Here is a 19,131-nt window from a genome sequence, read left to right as displayed (position 1 = left end):
TGCTCGTCGATCCGATCTGCGGCTGAGCGAGGTAATCATGTCTGGCAGTGTAGAGGGCGGGCACGGGTGGCCTGGGTCAGCTACCGCAGAACGCGGCGCGCGGGGTTTTCCAAATGCCAGATAGCAGAAGGCCCCGATTGCCAGTGACAATCGAGGCCTTTGCTTGAATTGGTTGCGGGAGCTGGATTTGAACCAACGACCTTCGGGTTATGAGCCCGACGAGCTACCAGACTGCTCCATCCCGCGCCGCCAATTCTACACCTGAGCGCGGTCCTGTCAACCGCTATTTGCTTTTTGGATCAAAGGCTTAGCGATAAAACAAAAATGGCAGAAAACAAAAAGGCCACTCGTTTGAGTGGCCTTCTTGTGAAATGGTTGCGGGAGCTGGATTTGAACCAACGACCTTCGGGTTATGAGCCCGACGAGCTACCAGACTGCTCCATCCCGCGCCGCACATTCTACAGCCGAAGAAGCTTGTGTCAACCAGGGATTTTGAAAAACTGTTTTCGCTCAGGCATTTAGCGCTGTTCGGATGGTACTCTTGGGTACTCCAGGCCATGCTGCGCGGGGCTTTGCAGGTTATTTAAATTAAATGGCCGGCAACTCGCTCGCCGGCTCGACCCGGTCGTAAATGCGGGTATCCGCTTGGCCGGCGGAGCGCACTGGTTCTCATAGCCTGTAAACAGGGTTGCATGCGCAAGATCATCCACATCGACGCCGATTGTTTTTACGCCGCCATCGAGATGCGTGACGATCCGCGCCTGGCCAATAGGCCAATGGCGGTCGGCGGGGCGGCGGATCGGCGGGGGGTGATCGCGACCTGCAACTATGAGGCCCGCGCTTATGGCGTGCGCTCGGCGATGCCGTCGGGCCAGGCACTCAAGCTGTGTCCGGACCTGTTGATCGTGCGCCCACGGATGGAGATCTATAAGGAGGTGTCCCGCGAGATCCATGGGATTTTCCGCGAGTACACCGATCTGATCGAGCCGCTGTCGCTCGACGAAGCCTATCTGGATGTCACGGACAGCCCGCATTTCGCTGGCAGCGCCACGCGTATCGCCCAGGATATCCGCCGCCGCGTGGCGCTGCAGTTGCACATCACCGTGTCCGCTGGCGTGGCGCCGAGCAAGTTTCTGGCGAAGATTGCCAGTGATTGGAAGAAGCCCAACGGGCTGTTCGTGATTACCCCCGATCAGGTCGAGGAGTTCGTGGCGGCGCTGCCGGTAAGCAAGCTGCACGGGGTGGGCAAGGTGACCGCCGACAAGCTGGGGCGCCTAGGCATTCATTCCTGTCTGGACCTGCGCGAGTGGAACAAGCTGGCGCTGGCTCGTGAGTTCGGCAGTTTCGGCGAGCGGCTGTGGAATCTGTCGCGCGGCATCGACGAGCGCCATGTGCAGGTCGATAGCCGGCGCCAGTCGGTCAGCGTGGAAACCACTTACGACCAGGATTTACCCGATCTCGAGGCCTGCTTGGCACATCTGCCTGGATTGTTGGAGGAGCTGGGTGGGCGTGTGGCCCGGCTGGACAGCAGCTATCGGGCGGATAAACCTTTCGTAAAGATCAAATTCCACGACTTTAGCCAGACCACGCTCGAGCAGGCTGGCGCCGCCCGCGACCTGGACAGCTACCGGCAGTTGCTGAGCACGGCTTTTGCCCGGGGCGGCAAACCGGTGCGTTTGCTGGGGGTCGGCGTGCGGCTGGTCGATCTGCGTGGCGTCAGCGAACAGCTGGAGCTGTTCGCGCGCTAGGGCACGTGCTCAGTCTTGACCCGGCCACAGGCGCATGGCGTCGCCTTGCGCCGGCCACAGGCGCAGGCCTTGGCTTTCCGAATAGTCCCAGCGCTGGATGGTGGCGAGCATCTCGAGAAAGCGCTGCTCCTGTTCCATCAACGCCGGCGCGCACATCTTGCGGGTACTGCCGGCCTGATCGAAGCTGAGTCGGTCGCCGTCCAGATGGTAGGTGGCGAACCAGTGGTTGCAGCCTGCGTTGCCGTAGGCGCGGCCATCCTTATCCAGTGTGAGGGTCAGGTGGCTGCGGTCGATCAACGGGCGTTTACCCAGCCATTCCACCTGATAGGTAGTTTGTTGCTCCAGAGCTGGCGGGGTCGCCGCGCAGCCCAGTAGGCCGATGCTAAGAATACCGAGCGCCAGAGTGCGGTTCATGTGGTCTCCTTCTGGCAGCGCGGGCACAGGTGGCGGCCGTCGCGGTTCTGCCAGTGCAGTTCTTGGATGCGCGCTTCGGCGGCTGGGGCTTGGGCGGATTTGCCCAGGCTGGAGTCGACGGCAAATTCGAAGTCCAGTGGCGTGTCGCAGCCATCGCAGCGCACTTGCCAGGTGAGGATAGCCAGTTCGCGGAAAACCGGCCCCTGCGCGACTGCGACCCACTGGCCGGGCGGATTGATCAGATGGCGGACCTTTTCCACCGTCAGGCGCATGCACAGGTCGCGGCTGCCCTTGAGCGTGACCAACAGAATGTCGCCGCTTTGCACCGAACCACCGTTGCCAGTGACTTGGTAACGCCCCGGCACCAGAGCGCGACATTCGGTCAGGGTATGTTGCGGGTTGAGCAGGTTGTAGCGGAAATCATGTTCGGCCATGGCGGCGGAGCTCGGCGGCAATCAATAAGCTGCGCATCTTACTACGCCTTCGCCGCTTGGCCGACTTTGCGACGGCCCGGCGATCCGGCGGCCCAGCGGTCCTGGCGCCGCCGCCTCATATCGACCGGAAAATGCTCTAGCAGGCCGTTGAAAAACTACTGCGCTCGGCTATCCCGCGTTGAAATCAGGCTCAAAATGCTCATTTACCACTCGTAAACTGCGCTTTTTCGCCTAACTCCGCCTTGTCTAGCCTTCGCTCGCTACGTTTTTCAACGGTCTGCTAGGCGTCGATTCTCGTCTCGGCGGCCAGACGGACAATTGCTGAATCCAGCTCGTCGAGGGCTAGGTTGGCGGCCGGATCGCTTTGTTTGAGCAGGGTTTCGCTGCGCTGGCAGGCGGCGCGCAATTGCGGCACACCGCAATAGCGGGTGGCGCCATGCAGGCGATGCACGCGTTCGATCAGCGCCAGGCGTTCGCCGGCCGCGCGGGCTTGTTTGATCGCCTGGCGATCGGCGGGCAGCCCGGCAAGCAGCATGCTCAGCATGTCCGCAGCCAGATCGGCCTTGCCGGCGGCCAGGCGCAACCCTTCTTCGCTATCCAGCACGCTCAGCGCGTTGCTTAGCGGCAGGTCATTGCGCTCGCTGTGCTGATTGCGCAACGCCAACCCCGTCCATTTGAGGACCACTTGCGCCAACTGCCGCTCGCTGATCGGCTTGGTCAGATAATCGTCCATGCCGGCTTGCAGCAGGGCGCGCTTCTCGTTGGCCAGGGCGTGGGCGGTGAGGGCGATGATTGGCAGCGCATTGCCATCCCGGCCCACTTCCCAGTGACGGATCGCTTCGGTGGTTTGGCGACCGTCCATGCCCGGCATCTGCACATCCATGAGCACCATGTCGAAACTGTGCTTCTGGACGATTTCCAGCGCCGCATAGCCGCTTTCCACGGCGACGACTTCGCCGCCCAGGCCCTCGAGCAGGGTCTGGACCAGCAGTAGATTGGCTGGATTGTCATCGACGCAGAGCAGGCGCGGTGCCCGACTGGCTTGCGGGGTAACCGTCTCGACCCGGGTCGGGCGCGGGCCGATCAATTCCAGCAAGGCTTGCTGCAACTTGCGGGTGCAGGCGGGTTTGGCTTGCAGCTGGCTGGCGGTATCGGGCAACAGTTCGTGATACAGCGCCTGTTCGGTGGTGGGGCAGAACACCAGGCTTTTGCAGTCGAGCCCTTCGAGATCCCAGAGCACCTGGTTGAGGCGCTCGGGCGGAAGATTCTGGGTATTGACGCCGAGCACCGCGAGACCAATTGGCAGGTCGCCGTGGCGCTGCGCGGTAACGGTTTCCAGCAATGTGTCGAGACTCGGCAGCTGCAGCACTTCCAGACCGCAATCTTCGAGTTGGTGGCACAGTGCCTGACGGGCTAATTCGTGGCGTTCCAGCAAGACCACCCGGCGACCCCGCAGCGGTGCGCGCGGCAGGTCTTCGGCATCTTCGCGACCTTTGGGCAGCGGCAGGCTGATCCAGAACTCCGAACCCTCGCCCGGGTTGCTGGTAACCCCGATTTCGCCGCCCATCTGTTCGATCAGCCGCTTGGAAATAACCAGGCCGAGGCCGGTACCGCCGGTCTGCCGCGACAGTGAGTTGTCCGCCTGGCTGAACGCCTGGAACAGCTTGCGCAACTCGTCGTCGGCCAGGCCGATGCCGGTGTCCTGCACACTGATGCGCAGCTGCGCCAGATCGGCGTTTTCGTCCTCGACCATGGTGCGTACGACGATGGAGCCGGCATGGGTGAACTTGATGGCGTTGCTGATCAGGTTGGTGAGGATTTGCTTGAGGCGCATCGGGTCGCCGATCAGCGCCAGCGGGGTGTCGCGGTAGACCAGGCTGACCAGTTCCAGCTGTTTGGCATGTGCGGCCGGGGCGAGCAGGGTGAGGGCTTCCTGCAGCAGGTCGCGCAGGTTGAATGGAATGTGCTCAAGAACCAGTTTTCCGGCTTCGATCTTGGAGAAATCGAGCACCTCGTTGATGATTCCAAGCAGGTTGTCGGCGGATTTTTCGATGGTGCCCAGGTAGTCCTGCTGGCGTGAACTCAGCTCGCTTTTTTGCAGCAAGCGGGTAAAGCCGAGAATGCCGTTTAGCGGGGTGCGGATCTCGTGGCTCATGTTGGCGAGGAATTCGGATTTGATCCGGCTGGCCTCCAGGGCCTCCTTGCGCGCGAAATCCAGTTCGATGTTCTGGATTTCGATGGTTTCGAGGTTTTGCCGCACGTCTTCGGTGGCTTGCTCGATGCTGTGTTGCAGTTCTTCCTGGGCGTTTTGCAGCGATTCGGCCATGCGATTGATGCCGGCGGCAAGGTCGTCCAGCTCATGGCTGCCGAGCGGCGGCAGGCGGGTTTCCAGGTGACCCTCCTTGAGCATGCCGACGCCGCGCTGGATCTGCAGCAAGGGTTCGTTGATGGTGCGGCTCAGGCGGACCGCCAGCAGCGCGGTGACGAACAAGCCGGCGACGATCAACAACAAACTGGCGAACAGGCTGCGATAGCCGCGCAGTAGCGTGCCGTGATGCGACAGCTCGAGTTCGACCCAGCCGAGCAGTCGCTCGTTGTCGTTAGATGGCTGACCGGTGGTCAGGCTGCGATGACGACCAAATACCGGCAGCAGAAAGCGGGTGGCGTCATTGCCGCTGCGCATCGCCAGTCTGTTGCCGTCGCCGCTGGGTAGCTGATTGAGCATGCTCGGCCCGGCGCTGGCCAGCAGCGCGTGTTCGGCGCTGAGAAAGGCGGTGGAGCGCATGTCTGGTTGTTCGAGGGTTTGCTTGGCGATGCGCTCCAGTTGCTCGCTATCACCTCGGGCCAGGGCGGGCGCGGCGAGTGGCGCGAGTTGTTCGGCGATCATTTGGCCGCGCTGCAGCAACTGGGTCTTCAGCTCCGCCAGTTGCACCCACGTGAAGTAGCCGCCGAGCACCAGCGCCATCAGGCTGACGGGCAGTAAGGTGAGCAGCAGTACGCGGCCCTTGAGGCCCAGATCCTTGAACACGCCGGCGCTTCCTTATGGTTTTTCGGCAGTGTAGCGATTCGTTGGATGGGAATCTTGCGCTGGTTTGGCCGAATACCCGATAAGGGGGGGCTCGGCGCAGATGGGCATCTGCCGCTTATATATGTCGGCATGGCATAAGTTGAAACGCTCTCGGCGATATGGCCAGCGGCGCTTTGTCGCTATCATAGGCAGCCCCGTCGCCTGTCTTGCGAACAAGATCATGACCCAGCAGTACCCCACTATCGCCGATTGCGTCGGCAACACTCCGCTGGTCCGCCTGCAGCGTCTGCCCGGCGCGACCAGCAATTCCTTGTTGGTGAAGCTCGAGGGCAACAACCCGGCCGGTTCGGTGAAGGATCGCCCGGCGCTGTCGATGATCACCCGCGCCGAGCTGAGCGGTGCGGTCAAGCCCGGCGACACGCTGATCGAAGCGACCTCGGGCAACACCGGTATCGCCCTGGCGATGGTGGCGGCGATCAAGGGTTACAAGATGATCCTGATCATGCCGGACAACATGACCGAAGAGCGCAAGGCGGCGATGACCGCCTATGGTGCCGAGCTGGTCCTGGTCAGCAAGGAAGAGGGCATGGAAGGTGCCCGCGACCTGGCGGAGAGCCTGCAGCGCGGCGGTCGCGGCATCGTCCTCGACCAGTTCGCCAACGGCGACAACCCGCTCGCGCATTACAACGGCACCGGCCCGGAAATCTGGCGCCAGACCGGCGGCAGCATCACCCATTTCATCAGCTCGATGGGCACCACTGGCACCATCATGGGCTGCTCGCAGTACTTAAAGGAGCAGAATCCGGCGATCGAGATCGTCGGCCTGCAGCCAATGGAAGGTTCGTCGATTCCCGGTATCCGCCGCTGGCCGGAGGAATACCTGCCGAAGATCTATCAAGCCGAGCGCGTCGACCGCATCGTCGACATGCAGCAGAGCGAGGCCGAGGACGTGATGCGTCGGTTGGCCCGCGAGGAGGGCATCTTCTGCGGTGTGTCCTCGGGCGGGGCGGTGGCGGCGGCGCTGCGCCTGTCGCGCGAAGTGGAGAATGCGGTGATCGTGGCGATCATTTGCGACCGGGGCGACCGCTACCTGTCGACCGGCATCTATGACACCCCCAACTGATCATGGCCAAGCGTAACGCAGGCCTGCGTTTCCAGCCGACTGGTGGTAGCCGCGCACCGGCGGTGCCGACGGGCAAGAAGCAGCGTTTGAGAATCGAACGCCTGGCCAACGATGGTCGCGGGGTCGGTTTCGTCGATGGCCGCAGCTGGTTCGTGTCTGGCGCCTTGCCCGGCGAGGAAGTTGAGGCGCGCGTGCTGGGCGCGCGCAGTCAGGTGGTGGAAGCTCGCGTTGAGCGCATTTTCACCGCCAGCGCAGAGCGCCGCAGCGAGCCGTGCGCCTATGCACGGCGCTGTGGCGGGTGCTCCGTGCAGCACATGGCCCACGCCGACCAACTCGCCCTCAAACAGCGCATGCTGGCCGAGCAATTGGAGCGCCTGGCTGGCGTGGTGCCGGACGAGTGGGCACCTCCGCTGGTCGGTCCGGAATTTGGCTATCGCCGGCGCGCGCGTATCGCCGTGCGCTGGGACGTGAAGAGTAAGCAGTTGGCGGTGGGCTTTCGCGCCGCGGCCAGTCAGGACATAGTCGCCATCGACGAGTGCCTGGTGCTGGTCGAGCCGTTGCAGCCGATTCTGCGTGGTCTGCCGGACGTCCTGCGACGCCTTGCGCGACCGCAGGCGCTGGGACATGTCGAACTGTTCAGCGGTACTGCCAACGTGGTGCTGGTGCGTCATATCGCGCCGCTGGGCGACGCCGATCTGGCGCTGTTGCAGACGTTCTGTAGCGCGCATGACGCACAGTTATGGTTGCACGGCACCGACGAGCCCCAGCCCTATCAAGCGCAGCAAACGCTCGGCTACCGTTTGGAGACATGGAACTTGCAGCTGAACTATCGCCCAGGCGATTTCGTCCAGGTTAATGCGTTGGTAAATGAGGCAATGATTGCCCAGGCACTAAACTGGTTGCAGCCGCAGGCCGACGAGCGAGTGCTCGATCTGTTCTGTGGGTTGGGCAATTTTGCTCTACCGCTGGCCCAACAGGTGAGTGAAGTAGTCGCGGTGGAAGGCGTGGCGGCCATGGTCGAACGTGCTGCTGGTAACGCGGCAGTCAATGGTTTGGTTAATGCGCACTTTTTCCAGAGCGATTTGTCGAATCCGCTTGCCGAAGCGAACTGGGCTCGGCAACCGTTCTCGGCAGTCTTGCTGGACCCGCCGCGCGATGGCGCCTGGCAAGTGGTTCAGCAAATCGGCGCCTTGGGCGCCAAGCGAGTGCTGTATGTGTCCTGCAATCCAGCCACTCTGGCGCGCGATGCCGCCGAACTGGTGAAGCAGGGTTACCGGCTAAAGCGTGCCGGAATTCTCGACATGTTTCCGCAAACGGCGCATGTCGAGGCAATGGCGTTATTCGAGGCGAGCTAGGCAGCTCGCGCAATCCGACTAGCCCATTTGAAGGCTGGCGATATTCGACGTGTGTGCCGCGCGTCGTGGGGAAGGTAGAAATGGTACAGGTTAGAGCGCACCAGCCGATCAACACCGACGGCAGCATCAACCTAGACGCATGGCTGGATCATGTCGTCAGTGTCGACCAGGCCTTGGATCGACAAGCCTTGCAGGAGGCCTGCGAGTTCGCCCGGGAGGCGGAACAGCAGGCCAACGCCGCAAAAAATCTGTGGGCAGAAGGCACGTCCAGTTTCCAGACCGGCCTGGAAATCGCCGAGATACTGGCCGATCTCAAGCTCGATCAGGAGTCCCTGGTGGCGGCGGTGATCTACCGGGGTGTGCGCGAAGGTAAGGTCACCCTCGAGGTCGTGCAGAAGCGCTTCGGCGCAGTGGTCGCCAAGCTGATCGAAGGCGTGCTGCGCATGGCCGCGATCAGTGCCAGCCTGAATCCACGCGAATCGCTGGTGCTCGGTTCCCAGGCGCAGGTGGAGAACCTACGGCGGATGTTGGTGGCGATGGTCGACGACGTGCGCGTCGCGCTGATCAAGCTAGCCGAGCGAACCTGCGCGATCCGCGCGATCAAGAATGCCGACGACGAAAAACGTCACCGCGTGGCCCGCGAGGTTTTCGACATTTACGCGCCTTTGGCGCACCGTCTCGGCATCGGGCATATCAAGTGGGAGCTGGAGGACCTGTCCTTCCGCTACCTGGAACCCGAACAGTACAAACAGATCGCCAAGCTCCTGCACGAACGGCGCCTGGATCGTGAGCGCTTCATCAGCGACGTGATGACGCAACTCAAAGGCGAACTCGGCGCCGCCGGTATCCAGGCCGACATCAGCGGCCGGGCCAAGCATATCTATTCGATCTGGCGAAAAATGCAGCGCAAAGGTCTGGATTTTAGTCAGATCTACGACGTGCGCGCGCTGCGCGTGCTGGTCCCGCAAGTGCGCGATTGCTACACCGCGCTGGGCATAGTGCACACCTTGTGGCGGCACATTCCCAAAGAGTTCGACGACTACATCGCCAACCCCAAGGAAAACGGCTACCGCTCGCTGCACACCGCGGTAATCGGTCCGGAAGGCAAGGTGTTGGAGGTGCAGATCCGCAGCCACGCCATGCACGAAGAGGCCGAGCTGGGGGTCTGCGCGCACTGGCTCTACAAGGGTACCGACGTCAAATCCGGCTCCAATCACTACGAAGAGAAGATTTCCTGGCTGCGGCAGGTCCTCGAGTGGCATGAGGAGCTTGGCGATATCGGCGGCTTGGCCGACCAGTTGCGCATCGACATCGAACACGATCGGGTCTACGTCTTCACCCCGGACGGGCATGCCATCGATCTGCCCAAAGGCGCCACGCCGCTGGATTTCGCCTATCGCGTGCACACTGAAATCGGTCACAACTGCCGCGGCGCCAAGATCAATGGGCGCATCGTGCCGCTCAACTACAGCCTGCAAACCGGCGAGCAGGTGGAAGTAATTACCAGCAAGCACGGTACGCCAAGCCGTGACTGGCTGAACGGCCACCTCGGCTACATCACCACCTCGCGGGCCCGGGCGAAGATCGTCCATTGGTTCAAGATGCAGGCGCGTGACCAGAACGTCGCCGCCGGCAAGACCATGCTCGAGCGCGAATTGTCTCGGCTGGCATTGCCACAGGTCGACTACGAACGACTGGCCGAGAAGGCCAATCTGAAGACTGCCGAGGATTTGTTTGCTTCACTGGGCGCCGGTGATTTGCGTCTGGCCCATTTGATCAACTACGCCCAGCAAATGGTCGAGCCCGAGCGCGGCAGCGAGCAGCTGGAGCTGATTCCGCGCCGGCACTTTGCGCACAAGCCGGGTAAGCGCGGGGACATCCAGATCCAGGGCGTCGGCAATCTGCTGACGCAGATGGCTGGCTGCTGCCAACCGCTACCGGGCGATGCGATCGTCGGCTATATCACTCAAGGGCGTGGCGTCAGTATTCACCGTCAGGACTGCGCTTCGGTGTTGCAGTTGAGCGGTCGCGAGCCGGAGCGGATCATCCAGGTCAGCTGGGGGCCGGTGCCGGTGCAGACCTATCCGGTCGACATCCTAATTCGTGCCTACGACCGCGCGGGGCTGCTGCGCGATGTGACCCAGGTGCTGCTCAACGAGAAAATCAACGTGCTGGCGGTCAATACCCGTTCGAACAAGGAAGACAACACAGCAGGGATGTCGTTGACCATCGAAATCCCGGGTCTGGATGCCCTTGGTCGCCTGCTCGGGCGGATTGGTCAATTGCCTAACGTGATCGAAGCGCGCCGCAACAGAAATGTTCCGTAGGATGGCTTGGGGGCAGCGACCATGGTCGTCTGCCCGAGCTGCACAGGATTTGCCATGTACCAACTCAATGACCTTCTGCACCTGATGGCCCGGCTGCGTGATCCGCAGCACGGCTGTCCGTGGGATCTGAAGCAGTCTTACGCGACCATCGTGCCGTACACCATCGAGGAGGCTTACGAGGTCGCCGATGCCATCGAGCGCAATGATTTTGAGCATCTGCCAGGCGAGCTCGGCGACCTGTTGTTCCAAGTGGTGTATTACAGCCAGTTGGCGGGTGAGGAAGGGCGGTTCGGCTTTGCCGAGGTGGTCGACGGGATCACCCGCAAGTTGATCCGTCGCCATCCGCATGTGTTCGTCGATGGCGACTTGTACGGCACCCCGGATGTCGCGCGGCTCAAAGAAGCGGCAGTCAAACAGCGCTGGGAAGAGCTCAAGGCCGAGGAGCGTGCCGCCAAGGCGCCAGTGCCAGAGCAGTTGTCGCTGCTCGACGACGTGCCGGCTGCGCTACCGGCGCTGTCGCGGGCGGTGAAGTTGCAAAAGCGCGCGGCGCAGGTGGGTTTCGACTGGCCCGAGGCGCTGCCGGTGCTCGACAAGCTCCACGAAGAGCTGGGCGAAGTGCTGGAGGCGATGAGCAGCAACGATCCGCAGGCGATTGCCGAAGAAGTCGGCGACTTGCTGTTTGCGGCCACCAACCTGGCGCGACATCTCAAGGTCGATCCGGAAACCGCGCTACGCGCGGCCAATAGTAAGTTCGAGCGACGTTTCCGCTTCATCGAACAAGTCCTGCGCGAGCGCGGTGTGCGTCCGGAAACCTGCAGTCTCGAAGAGCTGGATGGCTTGTGGAGCGACGCCAAGCGCGAAGAAAAGAAACTCCAGGGCTGCGGCTGAAGCGCTAGCGAATCGGGCAAGTCGCGAGGCATCGCTGGTCAATGAACGTCGTAGCTGCAAGGCTTTTGCGCTTGCACAACTGCAGTGCAAGCCGGAGGATTAGCCCCCCATGAAACTTCCCTTGAACCGTTTTGCCCGGGCAGTCCGGGCTGTTGGATGACGTCAAACGATGAGCATTTCATTGCGCGACCAGCTGCTGAAAGCCGGACTGGTCAACGAAAAGCAGGCCAAACAGGCCACCAAGCAAAAGCAGAAGCAGCAGCGCCTGGAGAAGAAGGGCCAAGTCGAAATCGACGACGCCCAGAGGCAAGCGGCATTGCAGGCGATGGCCGACAAGGCTGCCCGCGATCAGGAACTGAATCGCCAGCAGCAAGAAAAGGCGCAGAAGAAGGCCGAAGCCGCCCAGATCAAGCAATTGATCGAGCACAGCCGTTTGCCCAAGCTGACGACCGAGGACTACTACAACTTCGTCGACGACAAAAAGATCAAGCGCCTGTCGGTCAACAGCTTGATGCGCAACAAGTTGAGCAGCGGCTCACTAGCGGTGGTCCGTCATGGCGGTGGCTACGAAGTCATTCCTCGCGAAGCGGCGCTGAAGATCCAGGAGCGCGACCCTAATCGCATCGTTCTGCTTAACACCTCCACCGAGGTGGCGGACGCAGATGACCCGTATGCTGCTTATCAGGTACCTGACGATCTGATGTGGTGAACGATGCGCATAAAAAAGCCGGGCATTTGCCCGGCTTTTTTATGCGGCGTGAAACTTATTCGCTGCGGCCTTTAACCGGCTTACCGTCGACCGTGCCGTCTTGCAGCATGATCTGGTATTCCTTGCCGTCTTTCTCAACCTGTTGTAGGCGCACGAGCAGGTAGTCCCAGTCCTTGGCAAACCACAGCACCGTTTTGCGGGCGCTTTGGGTGGGGTCGCGCACGCGTTCGACCTTGATCGCGTCGACCAAGCCAGCCTTGGTTTCCACTACTTCTTCGCCCAGCACGCGGAAGTCATAGGTTTCGATTTCATCGCCATCGATCACCTGGTAGCTCATGCTTTTCTTGCCGGCGGCGACGTCGTGTTGCAGGGCGAGTTGGTAGGTCGATCGGTCCTGTATGCCGCGATTTAGTGGCATGCGGATCTGGTTGCCACGCTCGCTGCCAATGATCTGCTTTTCATTCCAGTCGAAATCCAACTCGATCTGTTTGCCTTTGCCCAGACCGCCTCGGCTGAAACGGTAGGTTTGTGGCAGGAAGGTTCCGTTATCGAAGCGAAAGATGCTCTTCTCGGACAAGCTGGCGACCAGCATGGACGCTTCGAAATTAAGCTGCCAGCGTCCATCCGCTTCTGCCTTCAGGCTGCGTACGGCGCTACCGCCGACCGGTACTTGTTTCCAGTCCGCGGTGTAGCTGGCAGAAAACGGCTTGAGCTCCAGGGCGGCATGGGCCGGCAGGGCGAGGGCGGCAAGAGCGAGCAACAGGGCGCGCAGCATAGAGTCTCCTAATTCCGTATCAGGTAGCCGGTGGCCGGCAGCGGTTGCCCATCCAGCATGGCGCCGTATTCGCCAAGGCGCAAACGGTCGTGAGCGAACCAGCCGACGGCCAGTGGGTAAATGTGATGTTCCTGCACATGTACGCGCTGGGCGAGGCTGCCGGGCGTGTCATCCGACTGTACCGGGATTACCGCCTGTACGACCAGAGGGCCGCCATCGAGTTCCTCGGTAACGAAGTGCACGCTGCAGCCATGTTCGGCATCGCCAGCCTCGAGCGCACGCTGGTGGGTGTGCAGGCCTTTGTATTTGGGCAGCAGCGAAGGATGGATATTCAGCAGCCGGCCTTGGTAGTGGCGGACGAACGCGGGGGTGAGGATGCGCATGAAACCAGCCAGCACCACCAATTGCGGATCATGCCGGTCGATCAGCTCGATTAGCGCCGCATCGAAGGCTTCGCGACCGTCGAAGGCTTTGTGATCCAGCACTTCGGTAGCGATGCCTGCGGTTGTCGCCCGGATCAGGCCATAAGCCTCGGCTCGGTTGGAAATCACCGCGCTGATTCGCGCGGGATTGTCATTGCCCTGCAGGTTGTCGATCAACGCCTGCAGGTTGCTACCGGAACCGGAAATCAGCACCACCACGTTGCACGGTGCCGACATCAGTGAGCCTTGAGGTTGTTGAGCACGACGCGTTCGGCACCCTCGGCGCCCTGGCTGATCTGGCCGATCACCCACGGTGCTTCGCCCGCTTCACGCAGCACATGCAAGGCGTTATCGACCTGTTCCGGGGCGATGCAGATGACCATGCCGACGCCACAGTTGAGCACGCGGTGCATTTCGGTTTCGTCGACGTTGCCTTGTTGCTGCAGCCAATCGAAGACCGCCGGGCGTTGCCAACTGGCGACGTCGATCAGCGCCTGAGCTCCTTCCGGCAGAACGCGCGGGATATTGTCCAGCAGACCGCCGCCGGTGATGTGGGCCATGGCCTTCACGGCGCCGGTATCCTTGATCAGCTTGAGCAGCGGCTTGACGTAAATCCGTGTCGGCGCCATGAGCAGATCGGTTAGCGGCTTGCCATCGAGCTGGATGCTCTCGATGTCGGCGCCAGTCACTTCGATGATCTTGCGGATCAGCGAGTAGCCATTGGAGTGCGGACCGGAGGAGGGCAGCGCGATCAGGGTGTCGCCAGCCTGCACTTTGGAGCCGTCGATAATTTCGGCTTTCTCCACCACGCCGACGCAAAAGCCGGCCAGGTCGTAATCTTCACCTTCATACATGCCAGGCATTTCGGCGGTCTCGCCACCGACCAGCGAGCAGCCGGCCAGTTCGCAACCCGCGCCAATGCCGGTGACCACAGTGGCAGCCACATCGACGTTGAGCTTGCCGGTGGCGTAGTAGTCGAGGAAGAACAGCGGCTCGGCACCGCATACGATCAGGTCGTTGACGCACATGGCGACCAGATCCTGGCCGATGCTGTCGTGTCGGTTGAGATTCAGCGCCAGGCGCAGCTTGGTACCGACGCCGTCGGTGCCGGAAACCAGCACTGGTTGTTTGTAGCCGGCCGGGATCTCGCAGAGCGCGCCGAAGCCGCCCAAACCGCCCATGACTTCCGGACGCGCAGTGCGCTTGGCCACGCCCTTGATGCGTTCGACCAGGGCTTCGCCCGCATCGATATCTACACCGGCGTCCTTGTAGCTGATGGAGGGTTGCTTGCTCATAGATCCAGGCCTTTGAGGGAATTCAGAGGGGCGACCGCTGCCGGTCTGCGAAGGCGCGCGATTTTAGCAGGCTTGCCCGCCAGCGGCCATCGACGCCTATGGATGGTTGCCAATTGGAAGGTGGCCCAGAAACCAGCGGTTGCTGGTCCAGAGTCGCCTGTTTAAGGTATAGCTCCTGTGATCTGAAGCCTTGTGAGAGCCCCATGCGCGTCTTAGTCCGACTGTTCTGCCTTTGGCTGACCCTGTTCAGCGTGCCGTCCTTCGCGGCCGCAGTCGCCGACCTTTATCAGGTGCGCGAGCCGGTTGCCAGCCAGGGTCCGGAGGAGCGCGCCGCAGCGCTGACCCGCGCGTTGGATACCTTGGTGCTGCGCTTGACCGGGGACAGCAAAGCCGCTCAACAGCCGGTGCTGGCGGCGTTGCGCAAAGATCCGCAGCAAGTTGTCAGCCAGTACGGTTATGAGAGCGGTCCGCCGCAGGTGCTGGTGGTGGATTTCGATCCGGTGAGCACCGATCGCAGTCTGCGTCAGGCAGGGCTGTCGCTTTGGGGTGCCAATCGGCCGGCAATTCTCGCTTGGTGGCTGAACACTTCCGCTGAAGGCGCCAGTCTGGTCGGCGATGGTCAGGCCAGCGCCGCGCCGCTGCAACGTGCTGCCCAGCATCGCGGTCTGCCGCTGCGTCTGCCGTTAGCGGACTTGAACGAGCAATTGGTCGGTACCTCGGAAAACCTCGCATCAGGTCAGCCCGATGCCTTGCGCCAGGCATCCGAACGCTATGCGGCGGATGCCGTGCTGGCGGTCGACGCACACCAGGACGGTGAGCAATGGCAGGCCCCGTGGCACCTGTGGCTGGGCGACAAGCACGAGCAAGGCAGTGCTCAAGGCGCTGACCTGGATAGCGTGGCCGATGCGGTGCTGCTGGCGGTGAGCGAGCGCTTGGCGTCACGGTTTGCGGTGGCACCGGGTTCGTCGGCCGGCAATCTGACCTTGGAGGTACAGGGCGCTGATATTGCCCGTTACGCCGAGCTGAGCCGTTTGCTTGAGCCGTTCGACGCACGCCTGCGTCAGGTAGTCGGCGATCGTTTGGTGTTTGCCGTCAATGCCAACGCTGATCAGCTGCGCGCCCAGTTGGCCCTGGCGCATTTGCAGGAAGCCGCTGCGACTACGGCGCCGGTCGATGCCGCGCAAGCGCCGGCCGCGGGTACCGCGCCGATGCTGCAGCCGCGCGACGACGTCCTGCGTTTCCGCTGGTAGCCGATGCCACCGCGGGCCTCCACCATGCGGTGGCTGCTTTTGAGCGGTAACGACTGATGTACATCCGTTCTATGCCAGGAGGCACCACATGAGTATTTCCCGACACTGGCCGTGGTTGCTCGGGCTGATCCTGCTGGGCGGATTGCTGTATTTGCTGCACCCGATTCTTTCTCCCTTCCTGATCGGCATCCTCTTGGCTTATCTCGGCGATCCGCTGGTCGATCGGCTAGAGCGCTGGCGACTGTCGCGCACCTGGAGCGTGGTGGTGGTGTTCACGCTGTTCAGCGTGCTGCTGCTGGTTCTGTTGCTAGTGCTAATTCCCATGCTCGGCCGGCAGTTGGTGCGCCTGTATGAACTGGCGCCGCAAATGCTTGATTGGCTGCAGCACACGGCGTTGCCCTGGATGCAGGCCCGCCTGGGCTTGGCCGAGAATTTCTGGCGTTTCGATCAGTTGAAGGACACGCTTTCCGAACATTTGGGCAAGACCACCGATGTGGTGGGTCTGGTGCTGGCTCAGGCGACAGCATCGGGTCTGGCGTTGATGGGCTGGTTGGCCAATCTGCTGTTGATTCCGGTGGTGAGCTTTTATCTGCTGCGCGATTGGGATGTGCTGGTTGCCAAGCTGCGGGGCCTGCTGCCGCGCAGCAGTGAGGAGCACGCCGTGCAATTGGCCGGTGAGTGTCATGAGGTATTGGGCGCGTTCTTGCGTGGCCAGTTGCTGGTAATGCTGGCGCTCGGCATCATTTATGCGGGTGGCTTGATGCTCATGGGCCTGGAATTGGGCTTGCTGATCGGCCTGCTGGCCGGGCTGGCCAGCATCGTGCCGTACATGGGCTTCGTGGTGGGTATCGGGGCAGCGATGATCGCCGGCCTGTTCCAGTTCGGTGTGGAGTTTTATCCGTTATTGGGCATCGTGGCGGTATTCATCGTTGGGCAATTGCTCGAAGGCATGCTGCTGACGCCGATGCTGGTCGGTGACCGGATCGGCATGCATCCGGTGGCGGTGATCTTCGCGATTCTCGCCGGTGGTCAATTATTCGGCTTCACCGGCGTTCTGCTGGCCTTGCCAGTGGCCGCAGTGATCATGGTTTTGCTGCGTCATGTGCATGATTTCTATAGACTTTCAGACCTGTATCGCGAACCCGTCGAGGGTTCCGAAGAATCGGTCAATCCACCATGAAACCTATTCAGTTGCCCTTGGGCGTCCGTCTGCGCGATGACGCCACTTTCGCCAACTACTATCCCGGCGCCAATGCGGCGGCGCTGGGCTATGTCGAGCGTCTCTGCGAAGCCGATGCGGGTTGGACGGAGAGCCTGATCTATGTGTGGGGTGGCGAAGGGGTGGGGCGCAGTCATCTGCTGCAAGCCGCCTGTTTGCGCTTCGAGCAGCGCGGCGAGCAGGCAGTTTATCTGCCGCTTGGCGACGTGGCCGAATACGGCCCGGCGCTGCTGGATAATCTTGAGCAATGCGAGTTGGTCTGCCTCGATGACCTGGATGCCGTCGCCGGTAATGATGAATGGGAGGAAGCGCTTTTCCACCTGTTCAACCGCCTGCGCGACAGCGGCCGCCGCCTGCTGCTGGCCGCCAGCACATCGCCGCGCGAACTGGCGGTGGACCTGGCCGATTTGCAATCGCGGTTAAGTCTGGCGTTGGTGTTCCAGCTGCAATCGCTGTCCGATGAGGACAAGCTGCGCGCCTTGCAGTTGCGTGCCTCGCGGCGCGGCCTGCACCTGACCGACGAGGTCGGGCGTTTCATCCTGACGCGCGGCACGCGCAGCATGAGCGGCTTGTTCGAGTTGCTCGAACGTCTCGATCAGGCCTCGCTGCAGGCGCAGCGCAAATTGACCATTCCCTTTCTCAAGGAAGTGCTGGACTGGTAGCGCTGGTGCAGGCTTGAGCTAAGGGGCTTGTCCGCGAACGAGTTTCGCCCCCCCCCAGCCGCTGATATTTACTCGCCGGCCAGCTTGCGGTCGTACTGAAAGCGCCAGCGCGTGTACATCAGTGCCGCGCAGAACAGCGTCACGCTGAGCAAGGTTTCTAGTCCGCCAAACAGCCGCTTGGACGGGTCGAACATCGCCAGTACACCCTGGATGAAATACAGGTTGATCACAAAACAGGTCCAGGCGTGCGCCCGCGCCTGGCCGGCCAGCATGCCCGGGGTCAGCAATATCAGCGGAATCATCTGGAACGCCAGAATGATCCACATGAGTTTGCCGGGAATGCCGGCGTAGCCCACCGTCCACACCGCAATCAGCAGCGCCAAGGCGAAGTAGCTGACCAGGCTGATGAGGCGGGAAATCTTCACGCGAGGCTGCAGCCACTCCAGGGAGGGCAGGGGTTTTGCTTGCTTAGCCACGGCCACGCTCCAGTTCCAGGGCGGTTTGCGCCAATCGCCGCCCGAGCGAGCGACAAAGAATGTTTTCATGTTCGTCGAGCGGTCGTTTACCGTCGGTGCCGGCGTGGTGGCTGGCACCGTAAGGCGTGCCGCCGCCACGGGTTTCCAGCAACGCGGACTCGCTGTAAGGCAGGCCGGTAATCAGCATGCCGTGATGCAACAAGGGCAGGAGCATCGACAGCAAGGTGCTCTCCTGGCCACCGTGTAGGCTGGCCGTGGTGGTGAATACCCCCGCCGGCTTGCCGACCAAAGCACCGGTCAGCCACAGGTTGCTGGTGCCATCGATGAAATATTTCAGCGGCGCGGCCATGTTGCCGAAGCGGGTCGGACTGCCGAGCGCCAAGCCTGAGCAGTTCTTCAAATCATCCAGCGTGGCATACAGCGCGCCATCCTCCGGAATGCTCGGTGCAACGGCTTCGCACTCGGTGGAAACCGCGGGTACGGTGCGCAAGCGCGCCTCCAGGCCACCCAACTCGATACCGCGAGCGATCTGCCGGGCCATTTCGGCCGTGGCCCCGTGGCGGCTGTAATAGAGCACCAGGATGTAAGGCGTGCTCATGACAGAATCTCCAGGACTCGCTCGGGCGGACGGCCGATTACCGCTTGGTCACCGGCGATCAGGATGGGGCGTTCGATCAGCCGTGGGTGGGCGACCATTGCCGCAATCAGCTGCTCTTCACCGAGCTGCGCGTCAGCCAGGTTGAGGGTTTTGTATTCGTCCTCACCGCTACGCAGCAGTTGTCGCGCGCTCAGCCCCAGCTTGCTGAGCAGGCTGCGCAACTGATCGGCATCGGGAGGCGTTTCCAGGTAACGGACGATGGTGGGCGCGAGGCCGCGGGCTTCCAACAGTTCCAGCGCGGCGCGAGATTTCGAGCAGCGCGGGTTGTGATAGAGAGTCAGATCGGTCATTTGCATGTCGCATCGGCTATGAAGTGGCGGCTATTCTACCCGCGTCGACGGAGCTGTC

The 19,131-nt window shown here is 61.9% G+C and carries 18 protein-coding genes and 2 tRNA genes; 9 read left to right on the top strand and 11 right to left on the bottom strand.

Annotation, left to right across the window (positions count from 1 at the left end; all coding sequences use genetic code 11):
* Positions 1-169 precede the first annotated feature (169 nt).
* Positions 170-246 (bottom strand) — tRNA-Met (locus tag NVV93_RS13585).
* A gap of 126 nt (positions 247-372) precedes the next feature.
* Positions 373-449: transfer RNA gene (locus tag NVV93_RS13580), tRNA-Met, on the bottom strand.
* Positions 450-692: 243 nt separating this feature from the next.
* Here NVV93_RS13580 and dinB point away from each other — a divergent pair.
* Positions 693-1,748 (top strand): DNA polymerase IV, encoded by a 1,056-nt coding sequence (gene dinB / locus NVV93_RS13575; protein WP_258251167.1) that lies wholly within the window; start codon positions 693-695, stop codon positions 1,746-1,748.
* A gap of 9 nt (positions 1,749-1,757) precedes the next feature.
* Here the strand turns inward: dinB and NVV93_RS13570 are convergent, their stop codons facing one another.
* The 3 genes from NVV93_RS13570 to NVV93_RS13560 form a co-directional block, all read right to left on the bottom strand.
* Positions 1,758-2,162: an META domain-containing protein gene (locus NVV93_RS13570; RefSeq protein WP_258251166.1), complete on the bottom strand. Its 405-nt coding sequence runs from the start codon at positions 2,160-2,162 to the stop codon at positions 1,758-1,760.
* Positions 2,159-2,596: a hypothetical protein gene (locus NVV93_RS13565; protein ID WP_258251165.1), complete on the bottom strand. Its 438-nt coding sequence runs from the start codon at positions 2,594-2,596 to the stop codon at positions 2,159-2,161. Before NVV93_RS13565 ends, NVV93_RS13570 begins: the two co-directional genes overlap by 4 nt.
* A 280-nt stretch (positions 2,597-2,876) precedes the next feature.
* Entirely contained in the window at positions 2,877-5,624 is a 2,748-nt protein-coding gene (locus NVV93_RS13560) for an ATP-binding protein (RefSeq protein ID WP_258251164.1), read from the bottom strand.
* Between the two features lie 220 nt (positions 5,625-5,844).
* On the opposite strand from NVV93_RS13560, the gene cysM reads away from it, so the two are divergent.
* The 5 genes from cysM (at position 5,845) to NVV93_RS13535 (ending at position 12,026) form a co-directional block, all read left to right on the top strand.
* Positions 5,845-6,747 (top strand): cysteine synthase CysM, encoded by a 903-nt coding sequence (cysM, locus tag NVV93_RS13555; RefSeq protein ID WP_258251163.1) that lies wholly within the window; start codon positions 5,845-5,847, stop codon positions 6,745-6,747.
* Positions 6,748-6,749: 2 nt separating this feature from the next.
* The gene (gene rlmD, locus NVV93_RS13550; protein WP_258251162.1) at positions 6,750-8,102 is read left to right on the top strand and encodes a 23S rRNA (uracil(1939)-C(5))-methyltransferase RlmD; all 1,353 of its coding nucleotides are present in this window, start codon (positions 6,750-6,752) and stop codon (positions 8,100-8,102) included.
* A gap of 80 nt (positions 8,103-8,182) precedes the next feature.
* On the top strand, positions 8,183-10,429 hold the full coding sequence (gene relA / locus NVV93_RS13545) for a GTP diphosphokinase (protein WP_258251161.1): 2,247 nt from the start codon (positions 8,183-8,185) through the stop codon (positions 10,427-10,429).
* A 54-nt stretch (positions 10,430-10,483) separates the two neighbouring features.
* Complete coding sequence (gene mazG / locus NVV93_RS13540) at positions 10,484-11,317, top strand: nucleoside triphosphate pyrophosphohydrolase (protein ID WP_258251160.1); 834 nt, start codon at positions 10,484-10,486, stop codon at positions 11,315-11,317.
* A gap of 169 nt (positions 11,318-11,486) precedes the next feature.
* The gene (locus tag NVV93_RS13535) at positions 11,487-12,026 is read left to right on the top strand and encodes a DUF2058 domain-containing protein (RefSeq protein WP_258251159.1); all 540 of its coding nucleotides are present in this window, start codon (positions 11,487-11,489) and stop codon (positions 12,024-12,026) included.
* Positions 12,027-12,081: 55 nt separating this feature from the next.
* Here the strand turns inward: NVV93_RS13535 and NVV93_RS13530 are convergent, their stop codons facing one another.
* From NVV93_RS13530 to purM, 3 genes are read right to left on the bottom strand one after another with little or no spacing between them, the layout of a single operon-like run.
* A complete protein-coding gene (locus NVV93_RS13530; protein ID WP_258251158.1) occupies positions 12,082-12,801 on the bottom strand; it encodes a DUF3108 domain-containing protein in 720 nt (239 codons plus the stop codon).
* 8 nt (positions 12,802-12,809) lie between these two features.
* Positions 12,810-13,460: a phosphoribosylglycinamide formyltransferase gene (gene purN, locus NVV93_RS13525; RefSeq protein ID WP_258251157.1), complete on the bottom strand. Its 651-nt coding sequence runs from the start codon at positions 13,458-13,460 to the stop codon at positions 12,810-12,812.
* Entirely contained in the window at positions 13,460-14,518 is a 1,059-nt protein-coding gene (gene purM, locus NVV93_RS13520; protein WP_258251156.1) for a phosphoribosylformylglycinamidine cyclo-ligase, read from the bottom strand. Before purM ends, purN begins: the two co-directional genes overlap by 1 nt.
* A 203-nt stretch (positions 14,519-14,721) precedes the next feature.
* Here purM and NVV93_RS13515 point away from each other — a divergent pair, with 203 nt between their 5' ends.
* From NVV93_RS13515 to hda, 3 genes are all read left to right on the top strand, one after another.
* Complete coding sequence (locus NVV93_RS13515; RefSeq protein ID WP_258251155.1) at positions 14,722-15,768, top strand: DUF2066 domain-containing protein; 1,047 nt, start codon at positions 14,722-14,724, stop codon at positions 15,766-15,768.
* Positions 15,769-15,856: 88 nt separating this feature from the next.
* Complete coding sequence (locus NVV93_RS13510) at positions 15,857-16,948, top strand: AI-2E family transporter (protein WP_258251154.1); 1,092 nt, start codon at positions 15,857-15,859, stop codon at positions 16,946-16,948.
* A complete protein-coding gene (gene hda, locus NVV93_RS13505; RefSeq protein ID WP_258251153.1) occupies positions 16,945-17,649 on the top strand; it encodes a DnaA regulatory inactivator Hda in 705 nt (234 codons plus the stop codon). The genes NVV93_RS13510 and hda overlap by 4 nt, the downstream gene beginning before the upstream one ends.
* Before the next feature lie 68 nt (positions 17,650-17,717).
* On the opposite strand, the gene NVV93_RS13500 is transcribed toward hda, so the two are convergent.
* The 3 genes from NVV93_RS13500 to arsC are packed head-to-tail and all read right to left on the bottom strand — an operon-like array spanning position 17,718 to position 19,073.
* Positions 17,718-18,125 carry a DUF2069 domain-containing protein gene (locus NVV93_RS13500; RefSeq protein ID WP_258251152.1) on the bottom strand — a complete coding sequence of 136 codons (408 nt, stop codon included), beginning with the start codon at positions 18,123-18,125 and terminating at the stop codon, positions 17,718-17,720.
* Complete coding sequence (wrbA, locus tag NVV93_RS13495) at positions 18,118-18,723, bottom strand: NAD(P)H:quinone oxidoreductase (RefSeq protein WP_258251151.1); 606 nt, start codon at positions 18,721-18,723, stop codon at positions 18,118-18,120. The genes NVV93_RS13500 and wrbA overlap by 8 nt, the downstream gene beginning before the upstream one ends.
* Positions 18,720-19,073, bottom strand: a complete 354-nt coding sequence (gene arsC, locus NVV93_RS13490) for an arsenate reductase (glutaredoxin) (protein WP_258251150.1) — start codon at positions 19,071-19,073, stop codon at positions 18,720-18,722. Before arsC ends, wrbA begins: the two co-directional genes overlap by 4 nt.
* Positions 19,074-19,131: the final 58 nt, after the last annotated feature.

The organism is Pseudomonas sp. LS44 (genome assembly GCF_024730785.1).
Classification (GTDB): Bacteria; Pseudomonadota; Gammaproteobacteria; order Pseudomonadales; family Pseudomonadaceae; genus Aquipseudomonas.
Note: the sequence above shows the minus strand (reverse complement) of the source record. Positions and strands in the feature narration are given on the sequence as shown.

Excerpts from the sequence above, each read along its gene's own strand:
- dinB (WP_258251167.1), top strand. The coding sequence starts at position 693 with ATGCGCAAGATCATCCACATCGACGCCGATTGTTTTTACGCCGCCATC.
- NVV93_RS13570 (WP_258251166.1), bottom strand. The coding sequence starts at position 2,162 with ATGAACCGCACTCTGGCGCTCGGTATTCTTAGCATCGGCCTACTGGGC.
- NVV93_RS13565 (WP_258251165.1), bottom strand. The coding sequence starts at position 2,596 with ATGGCCGAACATGATTTCCGCTACAACCTGCTCAACCCGCAACATACC.
- cysM (WP_258251163.1), top strand. The coding sequence starts at position 5,845 with ATGACCCAGCAGTACCCCACTATCGCCGATTGCGTCGGCAACACTCCG.
- rlmD (WP_258251162.1), top strand. The coding sequence starts at position 6,750 with ATGGCCAAGCGTAACGCAGGCCTGCGTTTCCAGCCGACTGGTGGTAGC.
- relA (WP_258251161.1), top strand. The coding sequence starts at position 8,183 with ATGGTACAGGTTAGAGCGCACCAGCCGATCAACACCGACGGCAGCATC.
- mazG (WP_258251160.1), top strand. The coding sequence starts at position 10,484 with ATGTACCAACTCAATGACCTTCTGCACCTGATGGCCCGGCTGCGTGAT.
- NVV93_RS13535 (WP_258251159.1), top strand. The coding sequence starts at position 11,487 with ATGAGCATTTCATTGCGCGACCAGCTGCTGAAAGCCGGACTGGTCAAC.
- NVV93_RS13530 (WP_258251158.1), bottom strand. The coding sequence starts at position 12,801 with ATGCTGCGCGCCCTGTTGCTCGCTCTTGCCGCCCTCGCCCTGCCGGCC.
- purN (WP_258251157.1), bottom strand. The coding sequence starts at position 13,460 with ATGTCGGCACCGTGCAACGTGGTGGTGCTGATTTCCGGTTCCGGTAGC.
- purM (WP_258251156.1), bottom strand. The coding sequence starts at position 14,518 with ATGAGCAAGCAACCCTCCATCAGCTACAAGGACGCCGGTGTAGATATC.
- NVV93_RS13515 (WP_258251155.1), top strand. The coding sequence starts at position 14,722 with ATGCGCGTCTTAGTCCGACTGTTCTGCCTTTGGCTGACCCTGTTCAGC.
- NVV93_RS13510 (WP_258251154.1), top strand. The coding sequence starts at position 15,857 with ATGAGTATTTCCCGACACTGGCCGTGGTTGCTCGGGCTGATCCTGCTG.
- hda (WP_258251153.1), top strand. The coding sequence starts at position 16,945 with ATGAAACCTATTCAGTTGCCCTTGGGCGTCCGTCTGCGCGATGACGCC.
- wrbA (WP_258251151.1), bottom strand. The coding sequence starts at position 18,723 with ATGAGCACGCCTTACATCCTGGTGCTCTATTACAGCCGCCACGGGGCC.
- arsC (WP_258251150.1), bottom strand. The coding sequence starts at position 19,073 with ATGACCGATCTGACTCTCTATCACAACCCGCGCTGCTCGAAATCTCGC.